Below are 13,288 nucleotides of genomic sequence, written 5' to 3' on the forward strand. Positions count from 1 at the left end.
AACCGTTTCACACTTTTCGGGATGTGCTCTCGTGTTCCACCCATGCCGGATAGCCCCGGCATTTTATTCAATGCATTTGCCAGAAAGCCGCTCCTCGCCTTCGGGGATGCGATTGAAGCCTTGGCTCCGAATGCGAACTGGTATAATGAGTATTCCAATATCTGCAAGTGGAAAATTGTGAACCCAATCACGAGAGCGTGGGTAACTGCTTTCATCTCGGCGCTTGAAGATGCATAAAGGGGGAGAAGCTCATGAGCGGTGAAATCCAATGAACAAGCCATTAGAACCTATCGTTCGCCGCAAATTATCCGACGAGGTTTTTGACAGGCTCGAAAACATGATTACGTCCGGTGAGCTGAACCCCGGCGATGAAATGCCGTCTGAACGTGTTCTGATGGAGCGCTTCGGCGTGGGGCGCCCTGCAATCCGTGAGGCAATGCAGTCGCTTGCCAAGATGGGACTTGTAAGCATTTCGCATGGGGAGCGTGCGAAGGTTTTGAAGCTGACGGCGCGATCGATCTTTCTGCAGGTTGATCCGACAGCGAAGATCATGTTGGCGCAATCGATTGATTCACTTGAACATTTGAAGAGCGCGCGCATCTTCTTCGAGCGCGGGATTGCGCGCGAAGCGGCTTTGAAAGCAACGCCGCAGGACATAGCCGATCTAAAAGCAATTGTTCATCGTCAGCGTACATCGCTGGGTGAAGCGGATGCCTTCATCTCTGCCGATATGGATTTTCATATTCGTATCGCAAAAATTTCAGGCAACCCGATCTTTGTCGGCTTGAGCGAGGCTATGCTTGCATGGCTCCGTGAATATCACACGCATATGCTGATTTGGACGGGTAAAGAAAACTTTACGCTGGTCGAGCATGAAGAGATTCTGGATGGAATCGCCGCGAAAGATCCGGATGCCGCGGAAGCCGCCATGCGTCACCACCTGGAGCGCTCGCGAGACCTTTACACGAAATAACCGGCTAATCAGCTTTCGGGGATATTTTCTCTGAAAATCACCTGAATGCGTGGCGGGTGATCGTCGATCTGTTCACCTTTAATGCTGTTGATCAGCGCTGCTAAAGCTTCGCGGGCTTCGACGCGTGGGTTCTGATCGATCACTGCATCCATCGTTCCGTTCAGCAAGAGCCGTTTGGTGCTTTCTGTCAATTCATGGCCTATGAATATGACGGAATCGGATTTTCCCGAATCTATCAACGCCTGCCCAATCCCCTGATTGCCTGCGCCAATATTGTAAATTCCGGCGAGGTCGGGATGGCGTTTGAGAAGGGCGGTCGTTTCGTTGTAGGCGCGCTCGCGGTCATCTTTAATTTCGTTGAGCTCAACAATGTTGAAGCGCGGAAACTCTTCTGCAAGCACGCGGCGGAAGCCCATTTCACGTTCTTCATGGCCGCGATAAGACAGCGAGCCTACAAAAAGCGCGATCTTTGTTCCGCCAGCTTTTCCCAAAAAGCGCCCCAGAACATAACCGCCTAAACGGCCTGCCGCGCGGTTGTCGATGCCAATATAACGAACGCGCGGCACATGCAGAATATCGGATGCTATCGTTACGATGGGAGTGCCGGACTGGGCGAGTGTCCGCATTGCCTCGCGCACTGTAGGGTGATCCAATGCGATGACGCCAACGCCATTGGTTTGTCCTTTGAGGTTTTCCAATGCATGGGCCAGTGTATCCGGGTTAAAGCCTTCGACGCTGTGAATGGTCAGATCAATTTCAGGATTTAGCGCAGATTGTCTGATGATTTGATCGCGCAGGTTGGCAATGAACGTATTGGTTCCGGCTGGCAGAACGAAGTCGAGTTTAATTTTGTCTGGCGCGGCTGTGGTTGTTCCAGCACCGCCGGGAAGGTAGCCCAGAGTGCGGGCTGCCTCGAATACGATTTCACGGGTGCGTTCTTTGACGCCGTCACGATTGTTGAGCACACGATCAACTGTCGCACTCGAGACGCCAGCGGCTTTGGCGATGTCGGTCAATGTTGAGCGCAAGTCCGGACCCCCAGAAAAATGATGTAAAATGATGTATTTCGATTTGGAAATGTTGCAAGCCTAAATCTTGCCGAACCTGACTTATCCTCATTAATTCGCCATAATGCATCAAATTACATCATTTCTATCTAAGAGGCAGTGCAAATTGTCTCGACTGCGATTGCGTCGATTAAAAAAGATGCAAAATGATGTAAAATGATTTCTTCTGATGTTGACACTCTCGTCATCAGTCTTCATTAATCCTCAACATATCAATGGAGGTTGATATTTCTCATCGTTCACAGGGTCTTGTAGATTGGGCGGATGCCTTTCCGTCTCATATGGCTCGATGGGGAATTGTAGCGGGAGGATTAAATGAGCGCAGCGCAGGGCTTTGCCCCTGATCCGCAAGTCCGGGTTCGGGATTTCAAAATTGGCTGTATCGGTGCGGGTATGATTATGGCCGAATGCCATCTTGCAGCCTATAAGGAAGCTGGCTTCACCGTGTCGGCAATTGCTTCACGTACCAAGGCGAAGGCCGCAGAGGTCGCAGAGCGTTGGGGCATTGCGACCGTACATGACACGCCCGAAGCGCTGATCGCTGATGAAGCAATCCAAATCCTCGACATAGCTTATCCACCGGATCAGCAACCAGATATCATTCGTAAAGCGCTTGCACAGCCACATATCAAGGGCATTCTTGCGCAAAAGCCGCTGGCTCTGACGCTTGAAGAAGCGATTTCTCTGCGCGATGAGGCGGCAAAAGCCGGTAAAATTCTCTCAGTCAATCAGAACATGCGCTACGACCAGTCGATGCGCGTGCTGAAGCAAATTCTCGACAATGGTGAGCTGGGCACGCCTGTGATGGCGACAATCGAGATGCGCGCCATCCCGCATTGGCAGGGATTTCTTGAAGACTATGACCGTCTGACACTCTCCAATATGAGTGTGCATCATCTGGATGTGTTGCGCTTCCTGTTTGGTGAGCCGGACACAATCACCACACTGACGCGCACCGATCCGCGCACCAAGTTTGCGCATAAGGATGGCATCACTGTTTCGACATTGATGTTCCCGAGTGGCGTGATGGCGGTTTCGATGGAAGATGTGTGGTCGGGGCCGCGCGAAGAAGGCTTTGACAGCGATATTTACATCAAATGGCGCGTCGAAGGCACGGATGGTGTGGCGCAAGGCACGATTGGCTGGCCCGATGGTTCGCCATCGACGCTGACTTATGCTTCCAAAAAGACGACAGATGGCAAGTGGGTGAGCCCGAAATGGGAAACCATGTGGTTTCCGCATGCCTTCATTGGCGTCATGGAGCAGCTGCAATATGCGATCCACTCGGGCGAGCCGCCAGCATTATCAGTCGCAGACAATGTAAAGACAGTTGCACTTGTTGAGGCTGGTTACAAGTCGATCGATGAAGGCCGCACGGTCAGATTATCCGAAATATCGGTAGATTAAGAAGACAAAACGGGAGGGTTTTATCATGATGCAGGTAGGTATTTTCAGTGGCTATTTTCCTTATTCGCTAGAGGAAACAGCCAAAAAAATCCGGGCGCTGGATTTCAATACAGTCCAGTTGGATATGCACTTCAAAGACATCGACCTCAGTGCGGGTCAGATCACCAAGGATAAGTGCGTCAAAATTCGTGAGACTTTCCGCGATAACAATCTGCCGATCTCGTGCATTTCCGGCTACACGAACATTATTCATCCAGACAAGGCAGAGCGTGAGCGTCGCGTCGGCTATCTCAAAGAGATCATCCGCCATGCGCAATATCTCGGTACACCTTATGTGATTTCAGAAACCGGCACTTACAACACCGATTCCGACTGGGTTCATCATCCGAAAAACAAGACCGAAGAAGGTTTTGAAGAATGCCGCAAGGTCATCGCTGACCTCTCGCAGTTTGCCTATGATCATGGCGCAGTATTCCTGCTCGAAACCTATGTGAACAATGTGGTCGGTTCGGTCGAGGAAACAGTGAAGATGTTTGCGCAGGTCGATCATCCGGGGCTTGGCCTGCTGATGGATCCGACCAATTATTTTGAGACGCACAATATCGACCGCATGGATGAAATCCTCAATCAGGTTTTTGATACGCTAAGCGACAAGATCAAGATCGGCCACGCGAAAGACGTCAAGCGCTCGGGCGATGACAAGACGGAAAAGCATGCCGATATTGGTGATGCCGATGCGCTTGAAAGCCATACTTTCCGTGGTGTTGGCGAAATCGAACTGCCTGCTCCGGGTCTCGGTTCATTGAACTATGACCTTTATCTCAAGCGCCTTGCCCAAAAGCATCCGAATATTCCGATGATCATCGAACATCTTGATGAGGCTGATGTGCCGCGTGCGAAGAAGTTCCTTGATGGCAAGCTGCGCGCGCAGGGACTTTAATACACCTGGGCGGGGTGAGGCGGCCGGTACTACAAACAAGCGTTTAGACACTGGCCGCCTTTTGAATGAAATGGCTGTACGCAGTATTATTTAAGGTGCGAACATGGTGAAGCTTTACGGAGAGGCGAGATCGCGTCGCGATATTGCCGCGAGCAGTGGCTCTTTTGCGCAATTTGCAGGCGTTCGCCTGATGACGCTGGAAGACGGATTGGAGCGCGGCATAAGAATGCTGGAGTTTCGTTCAGGCACCGGCTTGCGTTTTACCGTACTGGTTGACCGCGCTTTGGATATCGCCGATTGCGATTATCGCGGCATGGCTATCGGCTGGAATTCGCCATCTGGCTTCCGCCATCCGGGCCTGCATGAATATGAAGGCGAGGGTGGCCTCGGCTGGATGCGCTCTTTCTCGGGCCTGATGATCACATGCGGTCTCGATCATATCCTCTTCATGTATGACGAGGCGGCGGATCATTATAATTACAAACCGCGAGAGACGATCAAGCATTCCATTCATGGTCGCGTTGGCACCATTCCGGCGAAACTCACCGGCTATGGTGAACGCTGGGAAGGCGATGAATGCTTTCTCTGGTGCGAAGGTGTCGTCACGCAAGGAACCGTCTTCGGCGAACATCTTGAACTCACACGTCGTATCGAAATTAAAGCTGGCACCAACGATATTAAGCTGACGGATCGTGTGACCAATCGCGGCTTTTATCGCACGCCGCATATGTATTGCTATCACATCAATGTCGGTCATCCGGTTTTGGCTGAGGGGTCGCGCTATCTCGCTCCCATCAAGGATGTTGTCTGGGCAGCGCATGCGGGCGAGGATTACCAAAAGCAGGGCGTCGGCTATCGCTCAATGCCTGCGCCGCAAATGCAGTTTCATGAGCAGGTCTGGCAGCATGAAATGGGTGCGGATGCCAATGGCGAAGTGCCGGTCGCGCTGGTCAATGACAGGCTTGGTATCGGCTTTGAGGTTGTCACCCGCAAGGATCAGTTCCCCTGCATGTATGAGTGGCAGAACCTGCAGGCTGGGCAATATGCACTTGGCATTGAACCAGCCACCAACCACGTCCTTGGGCATGGAGCTGCGCGTGAACGCAATGAGCTGATCTGGCTCGAACACGGCGAGGAGCGTCGCTACGATAGCACGTTCCGTATCCTTGCAAATACCTCGGAAATTGTGGCAAGCGAGGCTCGAATTGTGGCGATTTGCAGGCAACCTGATGGCGATTATCCGGCACCATCAGGTAATCACATTACCATTGGAGGCCGCTCATGAGCGGTGCACCCATGTTTTCAGTAGCGGGGAAAACCATTCTCTATACAGGTGCTGCCGGTGGTTTGGGGCTTGAAACAACCTTGAATTTCCTGCGCGCCGGTGCGCGGGTTGTCGCCATAGATCATGACCCGAAGAAGATCGAGGAGCTGAAAAGCAAAGCAGAACTTGAGAGCCTTGACGGTCTTTCGATCCACGCACTTGATTTGTCTGATTTATCGGCACTTCGCCCGGCATTGGAGGCTATTTCCAGTGACGTTGGGGGCTTTGATGTTGTGATTAACAATGCCGCGATTTATCCCTCAAAGCCTTTTGAAGAATACACGCTTGAGGAAATGCAGAAGGTGCAGCACATCAATGTTGATGCGGGCATTGTCTGCGTTCAGGTGGCGTTGCCGCATATGCGGAAAAAGGGTTGGGGGCGGATAATCAATATCGCCAGCGTTACCGCCTATGGCGGTTGGGCGCAGCTATCGCCGTATGTGCAGTCTAAGGGCGCGTTGATCGGGCTTGCCCGCGCCTGGGCACGTGAATTTGGTACCTATGGCATTACCGTCAATGCGATTTCTCCGGGCGCATTTCCAACGGACGCAGAAAAAATCCATCCCGATCCAGAAGGCTATACGCGCTTTGTGTTGGACCATCAGGCGGTGAAACGTCGTGGTTCCGCCCATGATATTGCTTCCGCATTGATGTTTCTTGCTTCTGAAGAAGCTGGGTTTATCACCGGCCAGACCTTGAATGTCGATGGCGGATGGGTGATGCATTAGGGAACAAATTTGCATTGGAGGAATGCGTGAGGAAACTTTATCTGGCAGTCGGGTCGCTTAATCGCGAAGCCCCTTATTTTCAGGGCGCGCGTGGCGAAGGCCTTTCTATCTACGCGTTCGATACGACGACAGGTGAAGCTCAGCGCATTTGCGGCACAAGCTCAGTCGATAATCCGACATTTCTTAGCGTCGATCCGGCTTCAGGCGTCATTTACGCCAATTCGGAAGTGTTCAACTGGCATGAAGGCACTGTTACCGCCTATCGATTTGATGCCGGGCGTGGTGAGCTTGTTTATCTCAACAAACAGGCGTGCCTGGGCAGCATATCGGCCTATAATATGGTTACGCGCGATGGAAAATTTGTGCTGGTTGCCAATTATGCCATGGGAACCGGTGGGCCGGATCAATCGCTGGTCGCATTGCCGGTCTTAGCCGATAGTGGTTTGGGGCCGGTTAAAGGTTCTGTTCGTCACGAGGGAGTGCTTGGACCAATCACCGATCGGCAGGAGCGAAGCCATCCGCATTGTGTGGTTGAAACGCCAGAGGGCGGTATCTTTCTCGCCGCCGATCTTGGCCTTGATGAAATCATAACGTACCGATTGGATGATGAGGGTGCGTTTGAGCGCCTCAGCAGTGTTGCTGTTATAGCTGGCTCCGGGCCTCGACATATTGCGCAGCATCCGAACGGTCGGTTTGTCTATGTTTCAAACGAGCTTGATTCCAGTGTTTCGCTTATTCATCGTGACGGCACGCAGTTGAGCCTTGGCCAAACTCTGCCAAGCGTGCCTGCGGACGTCCAATCTCATGGTGCAGATATTCATCTGACACCCGATGCGCGGTTTCTCTACTGTTCGAACCGTGGGCCCGACAGCATCACGGCATTTCGTGTGGATCAGGAAAATGGCAGCTTGGTTGAGATCGGCCAGAGCTTTACGGGTGGAAAAACACCGCGTAATTTTGCTGTGACACCAGATGGTGGATGGCTTCTTGCCGCAAACCAGAACGGAGATTGCATCGCAATTTTCACAATCGACAAGGAGACAGGTATCTTGAACGATACTGGCAAGCGCATCGAAATTGGCACTCCCGTCTGTGTGAGGCCGTTCTATCTGTGAGCGGTGAATCTAGTCTTCCACGAAAGCAACGCCGTAAGGGCTCTGGCGTGACCATGGCCGACGTGGCTGCGGCTGCAGGCGTGTCGATGCAGACGGTCTCGCGGGCGCTCCGCTTTCCAGATTCGGTAATGCCTGAAAAGCGCAAGGCTATTCAGGACGCGATTGAGAAAACCCATTACGTCCATAATCTCGCTGCAAGCCACCTTGCTTCGCATAAGAGCAATACGGTTGCAGCAATTATCCCGACACTCTCAGCTTCTGTTTTTGCAGAAACCATCCAGCATTTTTCCGACGTGCTCCACCATGCGGGGTATCAGATTTTCTTAGGTAATACGGATTATCGCCCTGAGCGTGAGGAAGAAATTATCCGCAGCCTTTTGGGTCGTCGTCCGGACGGCATTTTTCTCATCGGTACGCATCACAGCAAGCGCAGCGTGGCGCTGCTTAAGCGGGCTGCGATACCTGTCGTTGAAGGTTGGGATTTTACAGACAAGCCGATTGATCGGTTGGTTGGGTTTTCCAACACGGCCGCGATTGCAGAGATGGTCGATCATCTGATTAATGCAGGCAGGCGTTATATTGTTTTCGCAGGCGTTGTCAGAAAAGGTGACAGTCGTGCAGCCGAGCGTCGTGCCGGGTTCAAGGCGGCAATGGAGCGGCTGTTTCCAGACGAAAAGCCACGTATCACCGTGGCGACCGAAATGCCGATTGCCATGGCTTCGGGCGTTGATCTTTTGCGTCGGGCACTCGCGCAATATCCTGAAGCTGATGCCGTCATGTTTTCGAGCGATATTCTGGCATCAGGCGCGCTGCTGGAAACGCAGCGTATTGGTATCAAGGTGCCGCAACGCTTAGCGATTACCGGCTTTGGTGACTTTGAATTATCAGGTCATCTGCTACCGCCATTAACGACGGTTGCGGTGCCTTCGGCAGAAATTGGACGACAGGCGGGTGAGCTTTTGCTGCAAGCCATGCGCGGTGAGACATCGGCTAACACCATCGTTGATGTCGGCTTTGAGCTGAAGATCAGGGCCAGTGGTTAATTAGTTAAACTGTCAGCTTGTGTTCGAAGTCCGTCAGCACTTCGCACCCGTTTTCGGTTACGTGCAGCATGAATTCGAGCCGTACACCGCCAATATCTGGGTCGAAGGCGGTAGGCTCCACCATCACGACCATATCTTTCTTAAAGGTCTCGGTTTCGTAGCCGACAAGTCGTGGCCATTCATGCACTGATGTGCCGATGGAATGACCAGAATGGTGGGCATAACCATAGCCATGTGATGTGATATGCGCCTGCAATTGTTGATCCAATTCACCGATGCTAAGACCAGGACGGACAAGTTCAACTGCAAGATCCAGTGCTGATTTTACGGCCTTGAACTGCTTTTCAAACCCGTTACTCACTTTACCTAGCATTGCCGATGCACAGCTGTCGCCCCAATAGCCTTTAACACGCGGTGCGAGATCGCAGATGAGTGGGTCGCCGGCCGCGATGATCCGGTTTGTTGGCCAGCCCATGAATGCGGATGTCCGTTCTTTGCCGGAGATGAAGTCGCCGGTGATCGGCAGGCGTTCACCGGCTCTGCTTTCCATGGAGAGCCTTATATCGGCGAATATCTCCAGCTCGCTGCGGCCTGCCTTGCAGTATTCTATAAAGGCGCGTTGTCCGGCGGAAGCGGTTAGTGCTGCCTCATGCAATAACGCGACCTCGGTGACTGTTTTGACCATGCGTTGGCGCTTGAAGGCATCATCAATTGAGACATGCTGGTGCGCCTCGATGAGTGGCAGCAGCGACAGTGGAAAACTGCTCTGCTCTATTGCGATTGTTCCGCCGACTCCGAATTTGGTGAAGAGCGCTCGCACCACTTGGCGATAGTTCGTAAAAATTTCTATCGGCTCTTTGTATGAGAAACCCTCATATTTGAGAATGATTTCAGCCCAGCTTGGTGTTCCCTCTTCAAGATTGGTAACGACAAGTCCGCATTCGCCATTTTTGCCCACGAGAGCGATGGCAGGCCCACCGGCAAAGGGCGATGGTCCCGCTTCTATGGAAACGATATGACCTGAGGCATAGGCGATGCCATCAGGGCTGGTAAATAGTCCCCAATCAGCATCGGATGCTTTGATGGCTTCAATCGTCCGTGCGAGCCTTTCATCCATCAGAAACTCCCTAGATCAGATTACGGATATGGCGGTCACGACCATAGGCGGCAACCAGAAGCAGGATGAGTATCCCGAGAGCTGATTGTACCATGGCGTCTGAAAAGCCCATGCCGATGAGAAATGTGCGCAGTTCCATCAGCATAATTGCGCCCGCAACAGTTCCGACAAAACCACCGCGCCCACCGATAAGTGCGGTTCCGCCGATCACAACCGCAGACACTGTCTGGAAGAGATAAGGCGTGCCGACTATAGCACTTGACGAGCCAGTGAAACCGAGCAGAAGAATGCCAGCAAGGGCAGCAAATATCGCGCTTAGACCAAATGTGATGGCCCAGATTACCACCGGCCGGATCAATGACAGTTCAGCGGCCTTGATGTTTGACCCCAATGCATAAAGTTTGCGACCATAAATCGTGCGCTGCAACACAAAGACAGTGCCAATACTGAGCACGAGTGTGAAAGGGATTAGCCACGGAAACGGCAATGGTCCGATAGTGCCACCCAAGGACACGAAATCATTGATGAAAGCAGGTGCTGAACCTGTCGGCAATCCGCGGGTCCAGATCTGCACCCCGGCTTGAACCATGGTGCCAACGCCAAGCGTGACAATTAGTGGATGGATGGAAAGTGCCGCTGACAACGCTCCCGAAAAGGCACCGATCAGCCCCGCCGATGCCAGCACGATAACGCCCGCCACAAGTGGCGGCATTCCATCGCCATAGAGGCTTGCAAAAACGACATTGGCAAAACCGATCACAAAGGGAATGGAAAGATCGATGCCGCCCAGGATCATCACCAGTGTCTGACCAAGTGCTGCAATTGCTAAAAGTGCAGCCAAAACCAGCATGGCGCGAATGGAAAACAGACTGGCAAAGCCCGGAATGAGTGCTGCTCCAAGCAAGAAGATCAGTATGACCCCGATAAAAGCGATTAGGGCGCGATTTGTAGCGAGTGCTTTGATCATGACTGCGCCACCTTGCGTCGGAAATAGAGTTTCACTTTTTCACAGTTGAGGCATACGGCCAGAACAAGTACGGCGCCATAAACTGCCTGAAGCACGAAAGTCGAGACGTTGAACGCGGTCAACATGCTTTGTAGCAGGAAAATGTCCGCGGCACCCAGGAACGCAGCGGTGAGTCCACCAACTCCGCCAGCAAGACTGACGCCACCAAGGGCAACTGCGGCGATAGCAATCAGCGTGTAGCCGGGGCCGATGATCGGGTCGCCCGAACCAATCAGAGCCGTAAGCGACAATGCTGCAAAGCCTGCAAATAATCCGGCCAGCACATATGCGAAGAAGCGGACGAGCGGGACATTGATGCCAGCGGTATAGGCTGCACGGTCCTCACTACCAACGGCCATAAGCGTCTCATAAAATGGCAGGCGTTTGATGCCGATCCATATCAAAACGGCCGTGCCCACTGGCAGAATGGACCATGGTCCAGCCAGGGATGCTAACCATGCAGGCACCGAACCTGATGGCGAAGGAAGGATGGTTAGCGCCAGCCCGCCAAAGATCAGGTAGGTTCCAAGGGTTGCGACGATCGGCTGGATGCGAATGATCGCTGCTAGAAGGCCGTTCAGTGCGCCCGCTAAAACGCCAAGTAAAATGGCTGCCGGGATGATGATAAAGGGTGATGAGATGCCGCCTTCTGTAATCAGTATCTGGACCAGAATGACATTGATCAAACCCATAAGTGGGCCGACGGAGATGTCAATCGAGCCACGACCAGCAAGGAACGGTATGGTGATTGCGAGCGAGGTCAGCAGCAGTGGCGCGGCAAGCCCCAGCACCGAGCCCCAGTTTGAGGGTGCAAAGCGCACCGGATTGAGCACGATGTTGATGACAAGTAGAATGATGAAGAGGACTGCAGCAAGCCGTGTCTCTTGACCGCCGGAGAATATGCGCAATAAGCCGTAATTGTTGTCTCGTGCGATCATAGCTCCACCTCTTCCTGTCCGAACATGGCTGCAAGAACGCCCGACATCGACATTTGGGATTTGCCGATGGTTTTCGAACACTCAAAATCGCGGAACACTGAAACACTGTCACAGATTTGCAAGATTTCTTCGATTTCACTCGACGAGATGACGAGCGCGATACCTTCTTCGCGGGCGAGCTTGCGAAAGGCTTCGTAGAATTTCATGCGCGTGTTCAGATCAACGCCGCGCGTTGGATCGTTGAGCAACATCACACGCGGCTGGAGTGCCAGAAGCCGGGCAAGCAGAACTTTCTGCTGATTACCGCCGCTTAATGTAGTGATCGGCGCGTCCATCGCAGGATAGCGGATCGACAGAAAGTCGGTATGACGCTGCAACTCTTCTTTCTGTTTACGGCGATTAAGAATGCCAGCCCATGAAAAACGCGGCATGGAAGGCATGCCGAAATTATCGAGTACGGAAAGCACTGGGAAAATTCCGGTCGCACGACGGTCACGCGGCAGATAAACTACGCCGCGTTTTGCTGCGTCGTGGTGATTGCGATAGGCGTTTTTTACGCCAGACCCGGCAACGACTTCCACCGTGGAATGGCGTGGCTGATTGAAGCCCGCAAGCGCCAGCAGGAACTGTTCCTGACCGTGGCCTTCCAGTCCAGCCAGCCCAGTTATTTCGCCTGCGCGGATCGTACCGGATAAGGCTTTACGCCCCGGAGCAAGAACCAGATTTTCATAGGAAAGAATGATCTGCTTACTCGACATGGAGGTGAGCCTCGGGAGCCATGAGTTCCAAAAGGATCTGGCTGGTGATTTGTTTCCTGTCGAGCGTGTCGACAACATGGCCGCTCCGCAGCACTGTGACCTGATCGGAAAGGCGTTTAACCTCTTCAAGTCGATGCGAAATGAAGATCACAATATTGCCCGAAGCGGCGTAATCTTCGATGGTTTCAAAAACGAGATCGCGGTCTGCATAGTCGAGCGCTGCCGTGGCTTCGTCGAGCAGCAGGATCGAGGGACGACTGATGAAGGCGCGCGCAATGACTACGAGCTGCTGTGCGGCAAGTGAAAGACTGCCGGCCGCGGCATGAAGGTCGATCGGAAAGCGTGCAATTTTTGACAAGACCGCACTTGCGGCCTTCTCGCGCACCGATTTATTAACTTGACGGGTGAAGAGCCCATCAAAGCCGAGAAAGATATTCTCGACCACCGAACGATGTGGAGCGATAAGGACTTCCTGAAAAACAGTGGACAGGCCCAATGCCTTCATATCTGCGGGAGATTTGGCTGAGATATCGTTCTCGTTGAGAACAACGCGACCCAGAGTAGGTGCAACCACTCCTGACAATATCTTGAGCATTGTGCTCTTGCCGGAGCCGTTCTCACCAAGAATCGTATGAACGCCATAGCTGAAATCGACATTAGCACCTGTCAACGCAACGGTTTCACCATAACGTTTTTCGATGTTTTTGATTGCCAGTGTTTTAACCGGCGCGTGTGTTACGTCAGGCAAACCGGCAGCGTGGAGCAGCCTGTGTATTCCGGATGTACCGGCTAAATTCAGATCAGACTCAGGCATGATAAAATTGCTTTCCGCAGACGATAAGCAAAACCCACTGCCAGCAAGACTGGCAGTG

13 protein-coding genes are annotated in these 13,288 nt (G+C 52.7%); 7 read left to right on the forward strand and 6 right to left on the reverse strand.

Going from position 1 to position 13,288, the window contains the following annotated elements:
- Nucleotides 1-268: 268 nt before the first annotated feature.
- Nucleotides 269-973 (forward strand): transcriptional regulator NanR, encoded by a 705-nt coding sequence (locus CES85_RS00165; protein ID WP_095444082.1) that lies wholly within the window; start codon nucleotides 269-271, stop codon nucleotides 971-973.
- 8 nt (nucleotides 974-981) lie between these two features.
- On the opposite strand, the gene CES85_RS00170 is transcribed toward CES85_RS00165, so the two are convergent.
- The gene (locus tag CES85_RS00170) at nucleotides 982-2,001 is read right to left on the reverse strand and encodes a LacI family DNA-binding transcriptional regulator (RefSeq protein WP_095444083.1); all 1,020 of its coding nucleotides are present in this window, start codon (nucleotides 1,999-2,001) and stop codon (nucleotides 982-984) included.
- A 354-nt stretch (nucleotides 2,002-2,355) separates the two neighbouring features.
- On the opposite strand from CES85_RS00170, the gene CES85_RS00175 reads away from it, so the two are divergent.
- The 6 genes from CES85_RS00175 (at nucleotide 2,356) to CES85_RS00200 (ending at nucleotide 8,597) form a co-directional block, all read left to right on the forward strand.
- Nucleotides 2,356-3,447, forward strand: coding sequence for a Gfo/Idh/MocA family protein (locus tag CES85_RS00175; RefSeq protein WP_095444084.1), 1,092 nt, complete (start codon nucleotides 2,356-2,358; stop codon nucleotides 3,445-3,447).
- A gap of 25 nt (nucleotides 3,448-3,472) precedes the next feature.
- The gene (locus CES85_RS00180) at nucleotides 3,473-4,387 is read left to right on the forward strand and encodes a sugar phosphate isomerase/epimerase family protein (RefSeq protein WP_095444085.1); all 915 of its coding nucleotides are present in this window, start codon (nucleotides 3,473-3,475) and stop codon (nucleotides 4,385-4,387) included.
- A 103-nt stretch (nucleotides 4,388-4,490) separates the two neighbouring features.
- A complete protein-coding gene (locus tag CES85_RS00185; RefSeq protein WP_095444086.1) occupies nucleotides 4,491-5,672 on the forward strand; it encodes an aldose 1-epimerase family protein in 1,182 nt (393 codons plus the stop codon).
- Entirely contained in the window at nucleotides 5,669-6,439 is a 771-nt protein-coding gene (locus CES85_RS00190; RefSeq protein WP_095444087.1) for an SDR family NAD(P)-dependent oxidoreductase, read from the forward strand. The genes CES85_RS00185 and CES85_RS00190 overlap by 4 nt, the downstream gene beginning before the upstream one ends.
- Nucleotides 6,440-6,465: 26 nt before the next feature.
- Nucleotides 6,466-7,554 carry a lactonase family protein gene (locus CES85_RS00195; protein WP_095444088.1) on the forward strand — a complete coding sequence of 363 codons (1,089 nt, stop codon included), beginning with the start codon at nucleotides 6,466-6,468 and terminating at the stop codon, nucleotides 7,552-7,554.
- Nucleotides 7,551-8,597 (forward strand): LacI family DNA-binding transcriptional regulator, encoded by a 1,047-nt coding sequence (locus CES85_RS00200; protein WP_095444089.1) that lies wholly within the window; start codon nucleotides 7,551-7,553, stop codon nucleotides 8,595-8,597. Before CES85_RS00195 ends, CES85_RS00200 begins: the two co-directional genes overlap by 4 nt.
- 4 nt (nucleotides 8,598-8,601) lie before the next feature.
- Here CES85_RS00200 and CES85_RS00205 read toward each other — a convergent pair whose 3' ends face one another.
- Genes CES85_RS00205 through CES85_RS00225 form a run of 5 tightly spaced genes read right to left on the reverse strand, consistent with a single transcriptional unit; the run spans nucleotide 8,602 to nucleotide 13,230 of the window.
- Nucleotides 8,602-9,714 carry a M24 family metallopeptidase gene (locus CES85_RS00205; protein ID WP_095444090.1) on the reverse strand — a complete coding sequence of 371 codons (1,113 nt, stop codon included), beginning with the start codon at nucleotides 9,712-9,714 and terminating at the stop codon, nucleotides 8,602-8,604.
- Nucleotides 9,715-9,724: 10 nt separating this feature from the next.
- Complete coding sequence (locus tag CES85_RS00210; RefSeq protein WP_095444091.1) at nucleotides 9,725-10,681, reverse strand: ABC transporter permease; 957 nt, start codon at nucleotides 10,679-10,681, stop codon at nucleotides 9,725-9,727.
- On the reverse strand, nucleotides 10,678-11,658 hold the full coding sequence (locus CES85_RS00215; protein WP_095444092.1) for an ABC transporter permease: 981 nt from the start codon (nucleotides 11,656-11,658) through the stop codon (nucleotides 10,678-10,680). Before CES85_RS00215 ends, CES85_RS00210 begins: the two co-directional genes overlap by 4 nt.
- Nucleotides 11,655-12,416: an ATP-binding cassette domain-containing protein gene (locus tag CES85_RS00220; protein WP_095444093.1), complete on the reverse strand. Its 762-nt coding sequence runs from the start codon at nucleotides 12,414-12,416 to the stop codon at nucleotides 11,655-11,657. Before CES85_RS00220 ends, CES85_RS00215 begins: the two co-directional genes overlap by 4 nt.
- Entirely contained in the window at nucleotides 12,406-13,230 is an 825-nt protein-coding gene (locus CES85_RS00225; protein WP_095444094.1) for an ATP-binding cassette domain-containing protein, read from the reverse strand. The genes CES85_RS00220 and CES85_RS00225 overlap by 11 nt, the downstream gene beginning before the upstream one ends.
- Between the last annotated feature and the right edge of the window lie 58 nt (nucleotides 13,231-13,288).

This window comes from Ochrobactrum quorumnocens (assembly GCF_002278035.1).
Taxonomy (GTDB): Bacteria; Pseudomonadota; Alphaproteobacteria; order Rhizobiales; family Rhizobiaceae; genus Brucella; species Brucella quorumnocens.